Origin of the sequence: Acinetobacter sp. ANC 3832 (genome assembly GCF_002135415.1) — a bacterium.
In the GTDB taxonomy this organism is placed as follows: domain Bacteria; phylum Pseudomonadota; class Gammaproteobacteria; order Pseudomonadales; family Moraxellaceae; genus Acinetobacter.
In genome coordinates this window covers 115,729-133,927 of the sequence record NZ_NEGJ01000002.1, presented here as the reverse complement: position 1 = coordinate 133,927, position 18,199 = coordinate 115,729, and the positions used below count along the sequence as shown (strand labels likewise).

The 18,199-nt window shown below is 37.3% G+C and carries 21 protein-coding genes; 13 read left to right on the top strand and 8 right to left on the bottom strand.

The window, feature by feature from the left end; all coding sequences use genetic code 11:
* Positions 1–112: 112 nt before the first annotated feature.
* From B9T35_RS03110 to B9T35_RS03090, 5 genes are all read left to right on the top strand, one after another.
* Positions 113–724 (top strand): DUF1285 domain-containing protein, encoded by a 612-nt coding sequence (locus B9T35_RS03110; protein ID WP_086189667.1) that lies wholly within the window; start codon positions 113–115, stop codon positions 722–724.
* 45 nt (positions 725–769) lie between these two features.
* Positions 770–1,648: a glutamate racemase gene (murI, locus tag B9T35_RS03105; protein WP_086189666.1), complete on the top strand. Its 879-nt coding sequence runs from the start codon at positions 770–772 to the stop codon at positions 1,646–1,648.
* 113 nt (positions 1,649–1,761) lie between these two features.
* Positions 1,762–2,778, top strand: a complete 1,017-nt coding sequence (locus B9T35_RS03100; RefSeq protein WP_086189665.1) for a DUF4062 domain-containing protein — start codon at positions 1,762–1,764, stop codon at positions 2,776–2,778.
* An 82-nt stretch (positions 2,779–2,860) separates the two neighbouring features.
* Positions 2,861–3,880, top strand: coding sequence for a ferrochelatase (gene hemH, locus B9T35_RS03095; protein WP_086189664.1), 1,020 nt, complete (start codon positions 2,861–2,863; stop codon positions 3,878–3,880).
* A gap of 10 nt (positions 3,881–3,890) precedes the next feature.
* A complete protein-coding gene (locus tag B9T35_RS03090) occupies positions 3,891–4,535 on the top strand; it encodes an MBL fold metallo-hydrolase (protein WP_086189663.1) in 645 nt (214 codons plus the stop codon).
* 418 nt (positions 4,536–4,953) lie between these two features.
* Here B9T35_RS03090 and B9T35_RS03085 read toward each other — a convergent pair whose 3' ends face one another.
* Both B9T35_RS03085 and B9T35_RS03080 read right to left on the bottom strand, forming a co-directional pair.
* On the bottom strand, positions 4,954–5,133 hold the full coding sequence (locus B9T35_RS03085; RefSeq protein ID WP_086189662.1) for a hypothetical protein: 180 nt from the start codon (positions 5,131–5,133) through the stop codon (positions 4,954–4,956).
* A 143-nt stretch (positions 5,134–5,276) separates the two neighbouring features.
* Positions 5,277–5,456: a DNA gyrase inhibitor YacG gene (locus tag B9T35_RS03080; protein ID WP_086189661.1), complete on the bottom strand. Its 180-nt coding sequence runs from the start codon at positions 5,454–5,456 to the stop codon at positions 5,277–5,279.
* Positions 5,457–5,542: 86 nt separating this feature from the next.
* Between B9T35_RS03080 and B9T35_RS03075 the strand changes: the two genes are divergently transcribed.
* From B9T35_RS03075 to B9T35_RS03065, 3 genes are all read left to right on the top strand, one after another.
* Complete coding sequence (locus B9T35_RS03075; protein WP_171264209.1) at positions 5,543–6,226, top strand: SAM-dependent methyltransferase; 684 nt, start codon at positions 5,543–5,545, stop codon at positions 6,224–6,226.
* Positions 6,216–7,430, top strand: coding sequence for a TIGR03862 family flavoprotein (locus B9T35_RS03070; RefSeq protein ID WP_086189659.1), 1,215 nt, complete (start codon positions 6,216–6,218; stop codon positions 7,428–7,430). The genes B9T35_RS03075 and B9T35_RS03070 overlap by 11 nt, the downstream gene beginning before the upstream one ends.
* Positions 7,431–7,499: 69 nt before the next feature.
* Positions 7,500–7,910 carry a GFA family protein gene (locus B9T35_RS03065; protein ID WP_086189658.1) on the top strand — a complete coding sequence of 137 codons (411 nt, stop codon included), beginning with the start codon at positions 7,500–7,502 and terminating at the stop codon, positions 7,908–7,910.
* 81 nt (positions 7,911–7,991) lie between these two features.
* On the opposite strand, the gene B9T35_RS03060 is transcribed toward B9T35_RS03065, so the two are convergent.
* Complete coding sequence (locus tag B9T35_RS03060) at positions 7,992–8,324, bottom strand: HopJ type III effector protein (protein ID WP_086189657.1); 333 nt, start codon at positions 8,322–8,324, stop codon at positions 7,992–7,994.
* 153 nt (positions 8,325–8,477) lie between these two features.
* On the opposite strand from B9T35_RS03060, the gene B9T35_RS03055 reads away from it, so the two are divergent.
* Positions 8,478–9,344, top strand: a complete 867-nt coding sequence (locus B9T35_RS03055; RefSeq protein WP_086189656.1) for a DUF2071 domain-containing protein — start codon at positions 8,478–8,480, stop codon at positions 9,342–9,344.
* A 107-nt stretch (positions 9,345–9,451) separates the two neighbouring features.
* Positions 9,452–9,832 carry a fluoride efflux transporter CrcB gene (crcB, locus tag B9T35_RS03050; protein ID WP_086189655.1) on the top strand — a complete coding sequence of 127 codons (381 nt, stop codon included), beginning with the start codon at positions 9,452–9,454 and terminating at the stop codon, positions 9,830–9,832.
* Between the two features lie 101 nt (positions 9,833–9,933).
* Here crcB and B9T35_RS03045 read toward each other — a convergent pair whose 3' ends face one another.
* On the bottom strand, positions 9,934–10,182 hold the full coding sequence (locus B9T35_RS03045) for a type B 50S ribosomal protein L31 (protein ID WP_086189654.1): 249 nt from the start codon (positions 10,180–10,182) through the stop codon (positions 9,934–9,936).
* 81 nt (positions 10,183–10,263) lie between these two features.
* The gene (locus tag B9T35_RS03040) at positions 10,264–11,565 is read right to left on the bottom strand and encodes an ABC1 kinase family protein (protein ID WP_086189653.1); all 1,302 of its coding nucleotides are present in this window, start codon (positions 11,563–11,565) and stop codon (positions 10,264–10,266) included.
* A 200-nt stretch (positions 11,566–11,765) separates the two neighbouring features.
* Here B9T35_RS03040 and B9T35_RS03035 point away from each other — a divergent pair, with 200 nt between their 5' ends.
* Positions 11,766–11,978: a DUF1737 domain-containing protein gene (locus B9T35_RS03035; RefSeq protein ID WP_086189652.1), complete on the top strand. Its 213-nt coding sequence runs from the start codon at positions 11,766–11,768 to the stop codon at positions 11,976–11,978.
* Between the two features lie 87 nt (positions 11,979–12,065).
* Here B9T35_RS03035 and B9T35_RS03030 read toward each other — a convergent pair whose 3' ends face one another.
* Positions 12,066–13,424, bottom strand: coding sequence for an MATE family efflux transporter (locus tag B9T35_RS03030; protein WP_086189651.1), 1,359 nt, complete (start codon positions 13,422–13,424; stop codon positions 12,066–12,068).
* Positions 13,425–13,457: 33 nt separating this feature from the next.
* On the bottom strand, positions 13,458–13,919 hold the full coding sequence (locus B9T35_RS03025) for a DMT family transporter (protein ID WP_086189650.1): 462 nt from the start codon (positions 13,917–13,919) through the stop codon (positions 13,458–13,460).
* 115 nt (positions 13,920–14,034) lie between these two features.
* Between B9T35_RS03025 and hemW the strand changes: the two genes are divergently transcribed.
* Positions 14,035–15,189, top strand: a complete 1,155-nt coding sequence (gene hemW / locus B9T35_RS03020) for a radical SAM family heme chaperone HemW (protein ID WP_086189649.1) — start codon at positions 14,035–14,037, stop codon at positions 15,187–15,189.
* 76 nt (positions 15,190–15,265) lie between these two features.
* Positions 15,266–15,766, top strand: a complete 501-nt coding sequence (locus tag B9T35_RS03015) for a hypothetical protein (RefSeq protein WP_086189648.1) — start codon at positions 15,266–15,268, stop codon at positions 15,764–15,766.
* A gap of 445 nt (positions 15,767–16,211) precedes the next feature.
* Here B9T35_RS03015 and B9T35_RS03005 read toward each other — a convergent pair whose 3' ends face one another.
* Complete coding sequence (locus B9T35_RS03005) at positions 16,212–18,035, bottom strand: acyl-CoA dehydrogenase C-terminal domain-containing protein (RefSeq protein ID WP_086189647.1); 1,824 nt, start codon at positions 18,033–18,035, stop codon at positions 16,212–16,214.
* Between the last annotated feature and the right edge of the window lie 164 nt (positions 18,036–18,199).

Genomic DNA, 18,199 nt, shown 5'->3' with positions numbered 1-18,199 from the left:
GCAGTAATAAACTGTTAACAAACCTCTATATAGTTTGCGCTAGTATAGTTTCAAACCTTGATCTAGCCAATTGGCTGAGTCGCATTATTTTTTAGTCAGCAAGGTATAAACCATGGTAAATCAAAATAATTCAACATCAGAGACTCGAAATCAGCCAAGTTCTGATCATAAAAACTTAATGGACATTGCACAATACTTAAAAGATGCACAGGCGGGTCACAAAAGGTCAATACCCCCTTTGCAGCAATGGAAGCCAAAGCATTGTGGCAAAATGGATTTAACGGTAAAAGCCAATGGAGAATGGTGGCACGAAGGTCAATTGATTAAGCGACAAGCACTTCTCGATCTATTTACCAAGGTACTTTGGAAAGAGGATGGAAAATTTTATTTAAAAACACCAGTGGAACAGATTGAAATTGACGTTGAAGATGAACCTTTGCTGGTCAATCAAATCGATAAAATTGATATTGATGGTAAAAAATATTTACAGTTTAAAACAACAAATCAGGATATTGTGATCGTTGACTCAGAACACCTTGTTTTTATGCGAGAGTATGCAAATGAGTTGCGTCCCTATGTACATGTTCGATTTGGGATAAATGCTTTGATTCAACGGCATACATTTTTCCATTTAATTGAATATGGAGAACTCCTTGAAAATGTGCAAGGAGAGACTATTTTAACGTTACAAAGTGGTGATTTGCACTTGCAATTAGGCACTTGAGGTTTAAGCTTTACTGAGTAATGTGATTTGCAAATAGATGTAATTATGACTGCCATTTATCCGTTGTATCCGCTTCATGATCCTATGCCTAAGACATCGGCAGATGCACCTATTGGTATTTTTGATTCAGGCGTTGGTGGTTTATCCATTGCACAAGAAATTGCAAATTATTTACCCAATGAACATTTTATTTATTATGCCGATACAGCTCATGTTCCTTATGGTCCTCGTGATGATCAGGAGATTCGAGAATTAACGGCACATGCGATTGAATGGTTATATCGTCAAGGTTGTAAAGTGGCTGTTGTTGCATGTAATACGGCATCTGCGTTTAGCCTAGATTACTTGCGAGAACACTATGGAGATAATTTTCCAATTGTTGGTTTAGTGCCTGCATTAAAGCCAGCGATACTACAATCTAAAAGTAAAGTTGTTTCAGTTTTGGCGACACCTGCAACATTTCGAGGGCAGTTAATTCGAGATGTCATGCAAAATTTTGCTGAACCTGCTGGAGTGAGTGTTTTACCTATAACTTGTTTAGATTTAGTTCCTTATGTCGAAGCAGGGTTGCAACACAGTGAAGCATGTTATAGCAGTTTAAGAAAAGTGCTTCAGCCTGTTGTTGATGCTGGAGCTGATTATTTGGTTTTAGGATGTACGCATTACCCTTTTTTGAAAGAGGCGATTCAACAGATTTATGATGAAAAGCTGATTTTGATTGATTCAGGGGGAGCAGTTGCTCGACAGACGGCACGAATATTAATCAAAAATGGGTTAATATCTGAGTCGATACAACATCATAGAATAAGATTAAAATGTTTTGTGAGTGGACAGAATGCATTCGAATTACAAACGGTTTTAAAACATCTAATTCAACCGAATATTTCGTGGTCAATAGAAAATATTGTTGATAAACTGAACTAATTAGTTCAGCATATAAATGTTTTATATTATTTTTTTAATTGGTGTAGGGCATATTAACTTCGGATCCTTTTAGCAAGGTTTTATAAAGTTATATGAAAGGAATAGGTTTACCTATGCTCGATAAACGTTTTCAAGTTTTTATAACAACATCAGGCAAAGAGATGCTGCCAGAAAGAATGGTAGTGTCACAAACACTGATTGGTATGGGCTTCTTTTCATGGGGCCTAGAGCAACGTACGCCATTAAGTACGGCTTTTGCACGTCGTCAAACAGATGATTGTGATTATGTTTTACTTCTTTTAGGCAGCCAATATGGTGAACAGTCTGTTTCAGGTGTAAGTTATATGCACTTGGAATATATTTATGCGGTTACCAAGCAAAAACCGATTATCGTGTTCATGCATGAAAGTCCAGAATCGCGTGATACAAGCCTGCAAGATACCAAGCCTGAATTAAAAGAAAAATTTAATGAGTTTAGGCATCAACTACAAAAAGAAGTCGATCAAGTTGTTACTTATCGAACGCTGAGAGACTTAGAACTTGCTGTTCGGTCTTATATGCCACAAATGCTAGAACGATATCCTGTGACGGGGTGGGTACGACCGCAAAGCATTCAAATATTACAGGATGAAATTGATCGTTTAAAAATGAAATTGGCTCAAATTACACCTGAGCAAGTAAAAAAAGAAGCAGATCCATTTTTGACTTTGCCGAAAGTTACTTTCCATGAAGTGTTTAGTTTTGATTATCGTATGCATGCATACCAAGATGGTAATTTTAAAGACTTAAATCCCATTCGTGAAATGACATGGGCGGAATTATTAAAAGTATTATCTGTTGATTTTCGTCAGCCGACTTTGGAAGACTTTTTTTCTAAAGTGTTGAATGAATATTTAAATGTCAGTGGTTTAGCTGATGCGCATGTGACCATGCCACGTGCTCATGCGGTGGCACGTTCGCAAATTAATATTCGTGCTTTATATACGATTAAACAGCAAATGCGTCAAAATGAATGGATCGTTCCTGTTGGACGTGATGATCGTCAACGTATGTTATGGCAAATTACCTCTAAAGGTTTAAAACTACTAGAGGGCGCACAACAAACAGGGCGACACTCATCTATTTCGTAGATGATTTGAGGTTGAATAGAATCATTGATGATTATTCTGATAAAGTAAGGCAGTGAAAATATTGCAGTGTGGTTGAAACGAAATGTCTTCAAAGCCTAAAGTATTGGTGATTGTTGCAAATTTAGGTACACCTGATGAGCCCACTGTACCTGCTGTACGTCGGTTCTTAGCACAATTTTTATCGGATCAGCGTGTGATTGAAATTCCAAAATTACTTTGGAAGATTATTCTTTATGGTTTTGTATTACCTTTTCGACCGAAGCATGTCACTGAAGCTTATGCAAAGGTGTGGTCTAAAGATTCCCCTATGCGTGAAATCTTATTTTCACAAGCTGAATCACTTCGACAGCAATTAACGTCTAAATATGCTGAATTTGATTTGAATATTGTGCCTGCAATGACCTATGGTAATCCAGGGATTAATCAAGTTCTTATAGATGCATCATTACAACAATATGATCACATCATTTTATTACCACTTTTCCCGCAATATTCTGCAACCTCTACTGGCCCATTATATGATGCTATTGCTCGTTGGATTCCAACTCAGCGCAATTTGCCGGGCCTCAGCATTATTCGTGATTATTATCAGCATCCTTTATTGATTCAATCACTGGCTAATAGTGTTATTGAATATCAGACGATCCATGGGCAAGCCGATAAGTTACTGATGTCTTTTCATGGTATTCCACAACCCTATGCGGATAAAGGTGATCCTTATGCAGAACGTTGTCGTATTACAGCTCAAAAAGTTGCAAAAGCTTTAGGCTTAAATCATGATCAATGGGCAATTAGTTTTCAATCACGTTTTGGTAAGCAAGAGTGGGTGAAGCCTTATACTGATCAGGTTTTAACAAGTTGGGCTGAGCAAGGGATTGAGTCTGTACAGGTATTGAGTCCTGCATTTTCAGCAGACTGTTTAGAAACCCTAGAAGAACTAGCAATTCAAAATTCAGAATTATTTTTAGGTTTAGGTGGAAAGCATTATGCTTATATTCCTGCTTTAAATAATCGTCATGATCATATCGAATTATTATCTGGCTTAGTTCAAGCTCATTTAGATGCATTAAAAGCTACATTATTGGTTTCAGAAGAGATTTGAGGGTCGCAATATGTTGCAAGTTAAAATTGTTCCAGTTACTGCATTTTCACAAAACTGCTCCATTGTTTGGGATTCTGAATCTAAAGAAGCTATTCTGATTGATGCTGGTGGTGAACCTGAAAAATTAATGAAAGAAGTTCAATCTCTTGGATTAACCGTCAAAGCATTGTGGTTAACTCATGGGCATCTAGATCATGCAGGTGCGGTTGGTGCATTGGTTAAAGAATGGAATATCCCTGTTATTGGTCCACACAAAGAAGATCAATTCTGGCTGGATATGTTGCAAGAAGTCTCAGCACGTTATGGATTTCCGATTCCTGAACCTGTTAATGTGGATCAGTGGTTAGAGGGTGGTGAAATTCTTAAATTGGGCGAGGAAGAGTTTGAAGTACGTTTTGCACCAGGTCATACCCCAGGTCATGTCATTTTTTATAATCAAAATTATGGGATTCTGTGGACAGGCGATGTTCTATTTAAAGGATCAATCGGTCGTACAGATTTTCCAAGAGGGAATCATGACCAGCTCATCGAGTCCATTCGACGAGAGTGTTTTAGTCTTCCTGATGAAACTCAGTTTATTTCAGGTCATGGTCCAATGAGTAGCATTGGTTATGAAAAGCAATTCAATCCTTTTGTTGCGAGTAAAGCTGGATAAATAAATTTTATTTGAACTTCTGTCAGAAATAAAAGAAACTATTATTTTCCTAAAAAAGGGTTAAGTAATAATTCTTTTATTTCAAGTTTAAACAATATACCCGCAATGACGAATAGAATTGAAACGATAATCAGTGACGCATCTAAAGCATAAAATCCAAGTACTGCAAAACAAAAGCCCAGTATGAAAAAAATGCTTGTTATTGATATTAAGGTTCTGTACATAATCATAGTCTTGATCTTTTTATTAGTGATGACTTTGTCACAATAACACTAAATTAAGTGTTTTGTATTGAATGTTTTGATAGTTTTTTATACTAAATGTAAAAAAATATTAATTTTATTAAGGTTTTAAAGTAATTTGATATAAACACGCTCTATTTAAAAATTTAACTGAGTAATCAATTTTAATACGAGGTTTAGTGTCTGAAAGGGTTACGTAAATATTGTTTGTTTTCTAAACCAATTAAGAGAGCAGCAACGGCAAATAAAATTGAAATTGAAATTAAGGCAATATCTAGAGAATACAAACCAAATCCAATAAAAACTAAACAAGCGATGAGGAAACTATAAAAAAGTAAATTAAGACCTGTCTTCATTACGATTACCCCATCATTCTTAATGCAGAATTTTTACTTCATTTTATTATCTTAGGAACTTTAATAAAAAAATATGGCAGGAATGTATCACTTAATAAACAGTTGTTCGCATTTTGTAAGTTTTGTTTAATGGTTATTGAAGTTTAATCATCGTATTGATCTAAATCTGCTTGTGGGGCATCTTCAGTTGGCAAAGCATATTCATCACTTGCCCAAGCACCTAAATCAATTATTTTACAGCGCTCAGAACAAAAAGGTCTATAGTCATTGCCTTCCCAAGTTGATTTTTGACCACAACGAGGACATGGGAAAGTACGTGGCATGATGGATATCCTTTAAGTGAATGAAAAGCAAAATAGGCAAATACAGCAAGAGTTGTTAGACTTAGACTGATTTTTACTAGTTTGATCTGATTATGCCGATTCGTCAATTTCAAGCACAGCATATGCATGCGCCTCGTGAGTTTAAACCGATAGTAAATCAGCCGATTTGTGTTGAAATTGGTGCGGGAAAAGGAAAGCATGCACTTTTATTTTCAGGGCAAAATCCTGAGCATAGTTTGGTTGCGGTTGAACGAACACGTGAGAAATTCCTTGCGATGCAAAAACAGCATCAAATCGAAGGTCAAACGAATTTAAGTACCATTCATGCCGATGCTTTACCTTGGGTTGTACATGCTTTACATCCACAACAGGTGCAACAGTTCTTTATTTTATATCCAAACCCTGAGCCACATAATCCTGCTCAGCGTTGGTTGAATATGCCTTTTTTTGAGTTCTTACTTTCACGCTTAGAAGTGAATGGAAGAATTACACTTGCGAGTAATATTCCTGAATATATTGATGAAGCAGAACAACAATTGAAAGAAGTTTGGCATTTGCCTTTTGAAAAGCAAATCATTGCAAAAGATTCTGCTCGAACTCATTTTGAAATTAAATATTTAGAGCGTGACGAATTGTGCCAACAATTGATTATTACAAAGCCTGAAAATTATAATACGCGTTTTGATGATTTTCAGCCTTTACTAGGTCAAAGCATGATTGTAGATCAATCAAAAAATCAGACATCTTTAGAGAATGTTGATGTCAAATAAAAGTAAAAGTATTGCGATTATTGGTGCAGGCCCAGCGGGCTTAATGGCTGCAGAGGTGCTCAGTCAGTTTGATTATGATGTGCATGTTTTTGAGCAAAAACCATCAGCAGCCCGTAAATTTTTGATGGCAGGTAAAACTGGTCTTAATGTTTCGCATGCTGAACCGATTGAACAGTTTATTGAGCGCTATGATCAAGCGGATTGGTTAAGTGCTTGGATTAAGCAGTGGGATGCCAATTGGATTCAAAAGTGGATGCAAGATTTAGGTATCGGTTCATATATTGGAACTTCAGGGCGTATTTTCCCTGTGGAGATGAAAGCTGCACCATTGCTCAGAGCTTGGTTAAAACGATTATCTGAACAGAGCGTAAAATTTCACTATCGCCATCAAATTACCGATTTAGCAGAGCAAACACTGAGTATTAAAAACCTAGTCACTAATCAAGAATATTCACAAAATTTTGATGCGATTATTTTGGCATGTGGTGCTGTGTCATGGACAAAGCTGGGCAGTGATGGTAAATGGCAAAATTGGTTGGCATCTACTGAAATAGAGCCCTTTCAAGCCAGCAATGCAGGTGTGAAAATCGCTTGGTCTGCGTTTATGCATCCTGTATTTGGACAACCATTAAAGCGTGTAGAAGCTTGGGTTGATCCGCAACAGAAAACTGTTGGGGATATTGTCATTAGCCATTATGGTTTAGAGAGTGGTTTGGTTTATAAGCAAGGTCGTGCTTTGCGTGAATTGGTCAAAACTCAACAAGTAATGCGACTTTACTTAGATTTACTCCCTGATCAAACGGTTGAACAATTAACGCAAAAATTGCAACCATCCAAAAAACAATCTTCAACAAATGTATGGCGTAAAGCGGGTTTAGATCAAGCGAAAGCCAGTTTAGTTCGAGAATTGGTGAATAAGTCATTCTGGAATCAACCTGAACAATTAGCACAACAGATCAAAAATCTATGTATTGATTTAACAAGCTTTCGTCCGATTGAAGAAGCAATTAGTTGTGCAGGTGGTGTTAAGCAAGACGTGTTGACTGAACGATTACAGTTAAAATCGAATGCTCATGTTTTTTGTTGTGGTGAAATGTTGGATTGGGATGCGCCCACAGGTGGCTATCTGCTGACAGCATGCTTTGCAACGGGGCGTGCAGCAGGAGAGGGTGTCCATCACTATCTTTCGGGCAAAACAAATTAAGCTTAATTGTTTTGTAGATAATATTTACTCATGTTAATTTCATTATGGTTTTATTCATGAGTAAATGAAATGTCAGAGCAAAAATTATATACAGGAAGTTGTTTGTGCGGTGGTATTCGTTATGAAATTCATGGCGAAATTGGGGAAATTATTCAATGTCACTGTCAACGCTGTCGTAAAGCCAGTGGAACGGCTTTTGCAACCAATGCACCGATTCAAAAAGCAGATTTTAAAATTGTACAAGGTGAAAGTTTACTGAAAAAATATCGTTCTAGTGAAACGACTGAACGCTGTTTCTGTGGCGAGTGTGCATCACCGATTATGAGTATTAAAACGGAAACGCCTGATATTTACCGTTTGCGTATCGGAACTTTGGATACACCACTAGAACAGAAACCGACACATCATATTTTTACCGCTTATAAAGCAGAGTGGGACAGCATTTGTGATGGATTGCCAGAATATGCTGAACGACCTTAATCTTTGATAAGATTATGTAAATAAGCGTTTTAAAATAAAAAAGGAATCGAGCGTGATTCCTTTTTGTTAATCTTTGATTTTTTATTTTGCTGTTAAAGCAGTACCTTCAAATTTCACACCATTCCAGCCATTTTGCATGAATTGACGGATATTCTGATGATCGCTTGCTTCAGGTGTGGTTAAGACAGAGGCATAGTGTTCTGCAAATAAACTTAAAGTTTGCTGTTGATCTAAATCATTGAGTTTGGCAAAAGAAAAGACTTTAGCACTGCCTTGGTTTTCTGAAGCGGCATTGTGTTGCTCACCATTACTAAATGCAGTTGCTGTATGGTTGTAACGAGCTTCAATCCATGCGATAACATCAGCAAATTTCGCTTCGCCTGCTTGAAGTTGTTTTAATAATTCTAGAGCCATGTGGTTTAGTCCTAATTTAAATTGCTTGAGCATCATAACTAAAAAAATGAAAAAGGTCAGGTAATGTGCAAATTATTCCACCTCAATAATTTTTAATTTGTTAAGATCATGCTTCATTTAAATATAAATTAAAAAGTTATTATTAATAGTCTTATGAATCGTCATTCATTCAAATTTATCCATAAAAATATATATTTTCGACTGCTGATTTGGCTCGTCTCTTTATCTGTTTTATTAAAAATTCGTCGTTTTGTGATGCGATTTTCACCTTTTTTACGTTTGGAAAGCCAGGCAACAGATACTGTTTATATGTCTTGGCTGGTGGATATCGAAAAAGTTAAGAATCGTTTTCCTGAACCTATACAATTATGGGAGAAGGATGGAAAAACAATATTCAGTATTCTGTTTTATCATCACCATCATTTTGGTTTACATTGTTTAGGTCCGCTTAGAAAGATTTTCCCATCACCGAGACAAAGTAATTGGCGCTTTTATCTCGCGGATGACATAGTGTCCAAAACGGTAATTTTTGAACAAATCGTTGTTGATAAAATGCTGTATGTATTTGGTGGACGACTCCTCAGTGATGCTATGCCTGCGCAATATGATCCGAATTTTCAGCATGATGTTCAAAGGATGGATCAGGAGTTAAAAATACAAGCTCGAATTGAAATGGATGCAAAATATTCTTTACAGGTGAAATTACAAAGTGAAAAAGCTCAGCAAATTCCGATTGAGTGGTGTGATATTTTTCAGCATTGGAATGAAGCTTTTGAATTTCTTGTACCGCAAGAACATGCTTGGGTAGAATGTGTGGATGATCCTCGTCAATTATCGCAAGGGAATATTAAAATTATGGCTAATTTTAATGATATCCAAACATTAAAAATTACCGAGATAGATTGTCCTCTTTTGGAGGAATTTGGAGTGGATGTGAATAGCCCTGCAATGTGCTTTTATATTCCAAACTTGGATTTTCATGTGCTGAGTGAAGAACCCGTAAAAGCCCTAGAAAAATGAGCCATTCATAGTTATTTAGAATGAAGCTTCCAAATTTAATGAAGTGCACATAAATGTTATACATTGTGGATAAGTTAAGACTTATACACATGAGGAGAATGTACTAGATGAATTGGTTGTTGGTCGCATGTGGTGGAGCAATTGGGGCAAGCTTACGTTATGGTGCCGGTTTTCTGATGAGCAAACCCCATAGCATGTTCCCATGGGCAACATGGTCCATTAATCTGCTTGGATGTTTCTTGGCAGGTATTTTTTTTGCTTTTTCGCAACGTTATCCAGTTCTACAAAATGAAGCACGCTTATTATTAATGGTTGGAATCTTAGGTGGATTTACCACGTTTTCGAGTTTTGGTCTGGAAACCTTCCAACTCATTCGTCAAGGGCAGTTTCCAATCGCTTTTGCTTATACTGTTTCTAGTGTCATTATGGGTGTGGTTTGTTTAGCCATTGGCTTTTATATTTTTCAAATTTTATTAAAAACTCATTAAAAAACTAGACATAAAAAAAGAAGCTTAAGCAGGAGGAGTACGCTTAAACTTCTAAAGTGTTTCAATATTATTCACTATAAAATACGAAGCTTAAAGAAAAATTAACGTTTAAAACGTGAGAAGCGTTTATTGAAACTAGCTACACGTCCTTCGTTGCCTACTTGGCGAACTTCGCCTGTATAAAATGGATGTGATGCACTTGAAATATCAAGCGTGACATAGGGATAGCTTTTACCTTGATATTCTTTGTTGTGTTTGGTTTGAATCGTGCTACCAATAATGAAGTAGGCATCAGCATTGGTATCGTGAAACAGCACTTCTTGATATTGCGGATGAATATTTACACGCATGATTTGACCTATTGAAGATTTATGTAATGTTATAATATTACATTTAATTGATCTCAGTTGTCAAATCATGAAAAAAGCTTTTTATTCACCTAGTGTGGGAACCAGTTCTTCAAATAAATCATTTAAATTATCATTCACTTTTAAATGAATTAAATTCCAGTATTGCCCTGAAATGGTTCGATTGACCATTAAAGTATCTGGAGAGGGTTTGAATGCATCCCAATATTTCAAAGATTTCTTCACTAAACGGACACCATCATGATGGGCTGAGTTTTCAGTAAAATCATATTGAGTCGTGAGTGGACGCAATAAAACCTCGAGCCAATCTTTATATAACTCTTCAGGAAATTTACCTTTTTCAACCAGTGCATCTAAGGTAATCAGATGATCTTCAATGGTTGCAATATCTTGTTTACGTGCAGCACGAACCAAGACTTTAAAGTGAGTAATTAACTCATTGGATAAGGTTTTGACCCCACCAAAATCATAAATAATCACACTGCCATCTTCTCTAAATGCAAAGTTGCCTGGATGTGGATCACAATGGAATCGTTTTAAGAAGAAAATTTCTTGTCCTAAAGCTTGAACCAAGCGACGACCTAATTCATTGCGAACATGAAGATCCCAAGTACTCGCAGTTTCAATACTTTCACCTTTTTCAAAACTCAGTGTTAAAACACGGCGCGTTGAGTAATCTAAGTAGACTTGAGGGATAATAATTTTTGAATCGAGAGCTTGGTGGAAGGTGTGGAAAACTTGTAAGTTCTGTGCTTCAATTTCGTAATTGAGTTCTTCATGTAAGCTGTCTTGAATTTCTTTAAACAGACGATCTTGTAGTTTTTTATCAACCTTTAACACACCCATTAAGCGTAATGCTAAACGAACTTGTTTTAAGTCACTTTCACAGGCTTCATCTACCCCTGGATATTGCACTTTAACCACAACTTCTGTGCCATTTAGTAGAGTTGCTTTATGTACTTGACCAATTGAAGCAGCGGCAAAAGGTTGTTCATCAAAATGTTTAAAAGTTTTATCTAAAGGCTTTCCAAGTTCTTTTTCGACTTGTTGTTTAATTTCAGCAAAAGGCATGGCAGGTGCTTGGCGTTGTAATTTGGCAATGGCTCTAGCGACTTCAGGTGGGAAAATATCTTTATATTGTGATGCGATTTGTCCAACCTTCATCACCGCACCTTTCATTTCACCTAAGGTGTCAGCAATTTGAATACCAATGTCTTGAAAGAGTTTACTGCGAGATTCGTTTTTTTGTTCTTCATCTGCATTAAAGTTACGAATGGAGTTTGACACCGTTTTGGTTGCGATACTTGCCGTCATACTGGCAAGTTTCATAAAACGTCGACCGGGTGTGCTGGAATTTTTTGACATTCGTATTGATTCCTAAACTTAGATAAAGTTTTTCTATTTTTGATCATAGGCGACAAATTACAGACTGCCTACTTTAAATTGTTAAGATATTGTTTCTTCTTGGCTATTTTATTAAACGATAAGCAAACTCAGACCGATTGAGCATATCGCAAAGTGAAATGGATTAAAATGCATGAAAATTGAGATATTGATGGGATGATATGAAGGTTTATCGTTATTTAACCGGTAAAGATGATGTAAATTTTTGTGCAAGAGTGACCAAAGCTTTGAATGATGGTTATGAATTGTATGGTTCACCAACCATGACGTTTAATGGTATCGATGTCATTGTTGGGCAAGCGATGATGAAAGAAGTTGCAGATGAATCAGAGATATCTCAGAGTCTGAGAAATGCAATAGATCAACAAATATAATGATCAATTGGTATCATAATGAATAAACAGGATGATCCAGATTTTCCCTAAGCACATTTCAAAGTTTTAGGGAAAATCTATAAGTCATTAATTATTGAAGCTCAATCTTTTATTATTCATGTGCAAGCGTGTCAGTAATAGTACACAGGCAATACTTAAACCGACAATTAAGCCGACCCAAACACCTGCTGCCCCCATCTCTGTAAAGCGAGCCAAGTAAATGCCGACAGGGAATGCAATCACCCAATAAGCAAACATGGTGATCCACATCGGGCCTTTAGTATCTTGCATACCACGTAAACAACCTGCAGCACTGACTTGCCAGGCATCCATGAGTTGATAAGCGATGGCAAAGAGAATGAGATAGACGGCAATTTGTGTGACCTCATAATCAGAAGTGTAGGCGGCGACAATTTCAGCACGAAGTAACCACATCAATAACATGGTGATCAATGCAAAAACGGTTCCTGTCGCAAGTCCTAGTACTTGAACTTTACGCATCGCATCCCAGTTTTTTTCACCATAATATGTACCAACACGAATGGTTAAGGCAATTGCTAAAGACATGGGAATCATGAAGAGTTGTGAGGTTACAGAAATGGCAATTTGATGCGCTGCAACGGTGATCTCACCCAAAGGGCTGAGGATAATAGCTGCTGTACTAAAAATACTCACTTCAAAAAATATCGCTAAACCAATGGGTAAACCCAGTTTGAGAATACGTTTAATCCAATAGCTATTCAATTTTTCCCAAAGTGCAAAAGGCTGCGTTTTCTGATAACGCTTGGCTTTAAAAACATAGCTCGCCAAGCTGATAAACATCAACCATTGCAAAATTGCTGTGGCAAAACCACAGCCTGCACTGCCTAAATGTGGAATAGGCCCAATACCATACATGAATAAAAAATTCAGCGGAATCAGTGCAACCAGTGCAATTAAGCTGATTGCTGTCACAGGGCGTGGATAGCCTAAAGCTTCGGAATAGCCCCGTAATGCGGCGTACATGGTGACTGCGGGCATACCAAAACCAATGGCATGTAAAAATAAACTGGCTTTAGGCAATAAATTTTCAGGCACACCTAGAATAGGTAAAAGCAAAGGCATGGTTTGCAGGATGAGCATGGCAATGATGCCAAGAATCAAAGCAACCCAAAGTGACTGACGTACAATAGAAGGGATTTGTTCAGGTGTACGTGCACCATTGGCTTCCGCAACGAGTGGTGTAGTGGCAATCATAATACCGCTGAATAACAACATGATTGGAATCCACAGCCCCACACCCACAGCAATTGAAGCAAGGTCTTGTGGGGATAAATGCCCCGCCATAATGGTATCAATCAGTCCGAAACCTGCCTGTGCAAATTGCGTCACCAATATTGGAATCATGAGGTGGAAGAGTTGCTTTAATTCAAAGCGGGTGGTCGTAACAGTCGTAGCATTTGACACAAAAGTACTCGTTTTAATTCGTAAAGTTAGGATTTAGCGTTGCAGGGTTAAAAGTACCCCTGAAAAAATAACAATCGCACCTAAAAAGCGTTGCCATGAAATTGGTGTTTTTTCGATACCGAGCCAGCCAAATTGATCAACAAGCATCGACATAACCATTTGCCCAAAAATAATCAACCCAGATAAGGTCAGAAAACCAAGCTTAGGCGCAGTAAAAATACTGATACTAATGGCATAAACACCTAAGCATCCACCCATCCATAAAAACCATGGAATGTTGGCTAAAGTGGCTAAACTGGGTTTGGGTGCGTGCTGAAAAAACACCAAAACAGCTAAAACAATTGTACCAACCAAAAAGGATAAAAGGGCAGCTTGTAAGGGCGAATATACATATTCCCTTAATTGGCTGTTAATTGCCGTTTGAAAAGTCATGGCAATTCCAATCCCGATGGCTAAGGGGGAAAGTGCAAGCAAGTGACTGGATATTTTCAGCATATTCTTATCTCATTCTTCTTGGTTTTAAACAGTCTAATTCAAATCGATGACATTCGCTCAGTGTTCTTATGAAGGCATGCTAAAATAGATTTTTGTTTTGTTTTGAGCTTGTTCCTTGGCTGATTTAAATCCTGTACTTGTTCCTTTGTCTTTATACATTCATATGCCGTGGTGCGTGCGGAAGTGTCCGTATTGTGACTTTAATTCACATGCTGTGCCTGATGGGAAACTGTCTTTAGATTTAGAACAAGAATATTTAAATGCCTTGGTTGAAGATTTTAAAACGCAGATTGATTTCGCTCAAGGACGTCAAATTCACAGTGTATTTATTGGGGGTGGAACGCCGTCTTTAATTTCAGCCAAAGCCTATGTCTGGTTATTTCAACAACTGAAAAGCATCATTCCTTTTGAAAGTGGTTGTGAAATTACCTTGGAAGCCAATCCTGGAACAGTGGAGCATGATCCTTTTGCAGATTATTTGGCAGCAGGAATCAATCGTCTTTCTATAGGTGTGCAAAGTTTTAATACTGATCATTTAAAAAAATTAGGTCGAATTCATAGCAATGATGATGCGATTCATGCCATTCATAATGCCAAAGAAGCTGGTTTCGAACGAGTCAATGTCGACTTGATGCATGGTTTGCCTGAACAGACTTTAGAACAGGCTTTGTTCGATTTAAAACTGGCAGTGGAAAATGGCGCAACGCATGTCTCGTGGTATCAATTGACCATTGAACCGAATACAGTATTTTTTAGAACACAGCCTGTACTGCCTGTAGATGATGTGTTGGAAGATATTCAGGAACAGGGCGAAGCCTATTTAAAAGCCAATGGTTTTGTGAACTATGAAGTATCCGCTTGGCGTAAGGAAAAGCCATCTACCCATAATTTAAATTATTGGCAGTTTGGTGATTATCTCGCAATTGGTGCAGGGGCGCATGGCAAAGTTACACAAGCAGATGGTGTCTATCGTTTTCAAAAAACCCGTTTACCGAAAGATTATTTAGCCAAAGTACCTGCTGAAAATCTTCAATATAAAAAGATTGAAGCAACAGAAATGCCATTTGAATTTATGATGAATGCTTTGCGTTTAAATAAAGGTGTTGAAACTCAACTTTATGCGGAGCGTACAGGTTTAGATTTAGCAAGTTTAGATCAAGTTTTAACGTCATTGCGTTCACGAAAACTAATGGTTGAAGATCAAAATCGACTCGCCTGTACTGAACAAGGGCATGTATTTTTAAATTCAGTTTTGGAAGAGTTTCTATAAATACAATGTGAGCAATATCTACTTTTGCTATGATGATGTTTAGACAAATTACGAATAAAAACGTCTGGACATCATCATGCATAAATTACTCATTAAGATGCTCTTTGTCATAACGACAATATTCATAATTATCCCTCTAAGCAATGCGAAAAATACAGTTCCTCAATTTAGTGAGTATCCAGTCAAATCTGTTTATACAGGTACAACAGCAAGATTAGATATTTCTGATCCCGATGCTCGAATGTTTCGCACCCGTTTAAATGATGCATTGCAACAAAAAGCTGATTTCGCAGGAGAGTATGTCACGACTATGTGGGGCTGTGGTGCGAGTTGTCGCATGTATTCTTTTGTGAATAAGCGCACTGGAAAGTTATTACAGGCAGGTTTCGGTGGTGAGGAAAATTCAGAAGATGTTATAGCAACAAATCCATGGAGTCGATTACTGGTGACTCAGGAAGAACACATGGATCAAAATTATGCGGTGGAAAGCCTAACGGTTCGTTTTTATGTGTTGGAAAATGGAGAGTTGAAGCTTATTAAAACCACAAAAAAGGCTGTCACGCAGGAAAAAAATTAAGTTGAGTTTTAATCTGAATATGGTGTTTTACATCTCGCCTTTTATTTTTTTGGTTAAGCAAAAGTATTTAAATAAACAAACAAAAGAGCACTTTGGCGCTCTTTTCTATTTTAAAATAAAAACTAAACTAAGTGAGTAAAAATGAATTTTTATAAAACGTATTCAGCAAAAAGATAGCCTAAACCAATTCCAATAATTGAATAAAATATCATGATGAAGAATACAAAACTTGTTTTATTCTTCTGTTTCCAAAAGTTCATCATTTCAGTATTCCTTATTCAATCTAAGTAATATTATATTATCTTACTTCACCAAAAAAGTACTAGATATTTAAAGAGTAAGTGGTCTGAATAATTAAACCATGTAACAGACCACTTTAGATTCATTTTATTTAACGAATATAAAAGAGCGCCTCAGCGCTCTTTTATATTTACAAGTTTAAAGATTAGTAATCAAAACTAAAATGTTCAGCTTCTAAAGACATCATTGTTTTTGATGGGTTGACCATTGATTCCGCATGACCTTGTGAACGTGGTAATAAACGTTCAAAGAAAAAATCAGCAGTTTTGATTTTAGCTTTATAGAATTCTGGGACTTCAGCGCCGTTACCCGATGCTAATTTTTCTGATGCAACAGCCGCTTGTTGTGCCCAATAGAAAGCCATCATTGCATAACCAGAGAACATCAAGAAATCGACTGAAGCAGAAGAAACGATGTCACGATCTTTACGTGCAGCAAGCATGATACGAACCGTTAAAGCATTCCATTGTGCACAGACTTTGGTTAAGTCCCATGCAAAACGACGCATATATTTGTTGGTTGCATGTTGAGCGCAGAATTTCAAGATTTCGGCGGTATAGTCACGAACCACTTTACCTTTAGAAGAAAGTAAAACTTTACGACCAATCAAGTCTAACGCTTGAACGCCTGTAGTTCCTTCATACAAAGTTGCAATACGTGCATCGCGTGCAATTTGTTCCATGCCATGTTCTTTAATATAACCATGACCACCGAAAATTTGCATACCGTGATTGGCAGCTTCTAAGCCCATTTCGGTTAAGAAACCTTTTAGAATTGGTGTATAGAACCCCAATTTGTCATCGTATTCTTCGTATTTCGCTTGATCGCCTTGAAGCAATGCATCCGTCATTTTATCTGCAAGTTGAGCTGCATGATAAATCATTGAGCGGCCACCTTCAGCAATCGCTTTCTGAGTCAGCAACATACGACGTACATCGGCATGGTGAATAATCGCATCTGCTACTTTATCAGGATCTTTTTTACCTGAAAGTGCGCGCATAGACATACGGTCTTTTGCATAAGGTAGAGAGCCTTGGAAAGCCAATTCAGCATGCGCAACACCTTGAACTGCAGTACCAATACGTGCAGTGTTCATGAACGTAAACATGGCATGTAAGCCTTTGTTCACTTCACCAATTAAGTAACCTGTTGCTTCATCAAAGTTAAGCACGGCTGTTGCAGAAGCACGAATACCCATTTTGTGTTCAATCGAACCACAAGTCACAGGATTACGTTCACCAACACTGCCTTCAGCCGTTGGAATGAATTTAGGTACGATAAACAGTGAAATACCACGTGTACCTGCAGGTGCATCTGGGAGGCGAGCAAGGACAATATGAATAATATTTTCAGTTAAATCATGCTCACCCGCAGAGATGAAGATTTTTGTGCCTGTAATTTTGTAAGTACCATCTGCTTGAGGCTCAGCTTTTGATTTTACTTGCCCTAAGTCTGTACCACATTGTGGTTCAGTCAAACACATCGTACCTGACCAAGTACCTGCAGTCAGGTGTGGCATATACGTTGCTTTTTGTTCATCTGTACCAAATTGCATGATGGTGTTCATACAACCCATGCTCAAACCTGGATACATGGTGAAAGACCAGTTTGCAGTCCCCATCATTTCAGATTTAGCTAGATTTAAAGACATTGGTAAGCCTTGACCACCAAATTCTTCTGGGTAAGACAGACCTTGCCATCCACCTTGAACAAATTGGTCGTATGCTTCTTTAAAGCCTTTTGGTGTGGTGACTTCGCCATCTTTAAAATGGCAACCTTCTTCATCACCGCTTTGGTTTAAAGGAGAAAGTACGTTTTCACAAAAATCTGCTGCACCTTCAAGAATCATATCAACAGTATCTGGATCAGCATTTTCACCAATCGATAAAGTTTTATAGTGCGCAGGATAGTCAAAAACTTCATTCATTAAGAAGCGAATATCACGTAAGGGCGCTTTATATGCTGGCATGTATTTAATCCTAAATTTAAAAATAGCTTGGATTTATTAATCAATAGATTGATTATTCATTCTTGAGTTTAAAAATACATTGATAAGACAAACTGAAAAAAATGTCAGAAAAGCGAATTTGGTAGAAAAGATAGAGGTGCAGTTGATGGCTTTTTGATAGTATT

What these genes read in the sequence shown, in the direction of transcription:
- B9T35_RS03110 (WP_086189667.1), top strand. Translation starts at nt 113, where the DNA reads ATGGTAAATCAAAATAATTCAACATCAGAGACTCGAAATCAGCCAAGT.
- murI (WP_086189666.1), top strand. Translation starts at nt 770, where the DNA reads ATGACTGCCATTTATCCGTTGTATCCGCTTCATGATCCTATGCCTAAG.
- B9T35_RS03100 (WP_086189665.1), top strand. Translation starts at nt 1,762, where the DNA reads ATGCTCGATAAACGTTTTCAAGTTTTTATAACAACATCAGGCAAAGAG.
- hemH (WP_086189664.1), top strand. Translation starts at nt 2,861, where the DNA reads ATGTCTTCAAAGCCTAAAGTATTGGTGATTGTTGCAAATTTAGGTACA.
- B9T35_RS03090 (WP_086189663.1), top strand. Translation starts at nt 3,891, where the DNA reads ATGTTGCAAGTTAAAATTGTTCCAGTTACTGCATTTTCACAAAACTGC.
- B9T35_RS03085 (WP_086189662.1), bottom strand. Translation starts at nt 5,133, where the DNA reads ATGAAGACAGGTCTTAATTTACTTTTTTATAGTTTCCTCATCGCTTGT.
- B9T35_RS03080 (WP_086189661.1), bottom strand. Translation starts at nt 5,456, where the DNA reads ATGCCACGTACTTTCCCATGTCCTCGTTGTGGTCAAAAATCAACTTGG.
- B9T35_RS03070 (WP_086189659.1), top strand. Translation starts at nt 6,216, where the DNA reads ATGTCAAATAAAAGTAAAAGTATTGCGATTATTGGTGCAGGCCCAGCG.
- B9T35_RS03065 (WP_086189658.1), top strand. Translation starts at nt 7,500, where the DNA reads ATGTCAGAGCAAAAATTATATACAGGAAGTTGTTTGTGCGGTGGTATT.
- B9T35_RS03060 (WP_086189657.1), bottom strand. Translation starts at nt 8,324, where the DNA reads ATGGCTCTAGAATTATTAAAACAACTTCAAGCAGGCGAAGCGAAATTT.
- B9T35_RS03055 (WP_086189656.1), top strand. Translation starts at nt 8,478, where the DNA reads ATGAATCGTCATTCATTCAAATTTATCCATAAAAATATATATTTTCGA.
- crcB (WP_086189655.1), top strand. Translation starts at nt 9,452, where the DNA reads ATGAATTGGTTGTTGGTCGCATGTGGTGGAGCAATTGGGGCAAGCTTA.
- B9T35_RS03045 (WP_086189654.1), bottom strand. Translation starts at nt 10,182, where the DNA reads ATGCGTGTAAATATTCATCCGCAATATCAAGAAGTGCTGTTTCACGAT.
- B9T35_RS03040 (WP_086189653.1), bottom strand. Translation starts at nt 11,565, where the DNA reads ATGTCAAAAAATTCCAGCACACCCGGTCGACGTTTTATGAAACTTGCC.
- B9T35_RS03035 (WP_086189652.1), top strand. Translation starts at nt 11,766, where the DNA reads ATGAAGGTTTATCGTTATTTAACCGGTAAAGATGATGTAAATTTTTGT.
- B9T35_RS03025 (WP_086189650.1), bottom strand. Translation starts at nt 13,919, where the DNA reads ATGCTGAAAATATCCAGTCACTTGCTTGCACTTTCCCCCTTAGCCATC.
- B9T35_RS03015 (WP_086189648.1), top strand. Translation starts at nt 15,266, where the DNA reads ATGCATAAATTACTCATTAAGATGCTCTTTGTCATAACGACAATATTC.
- B9T35_RS03005 (WP_086189647.1), bottom strand. Translation starts at nt 18,035, where the DNA reads ATGCCAGCATATAAAGCGCCCTTACGTGATATTCGCTTCTTAATGAAT.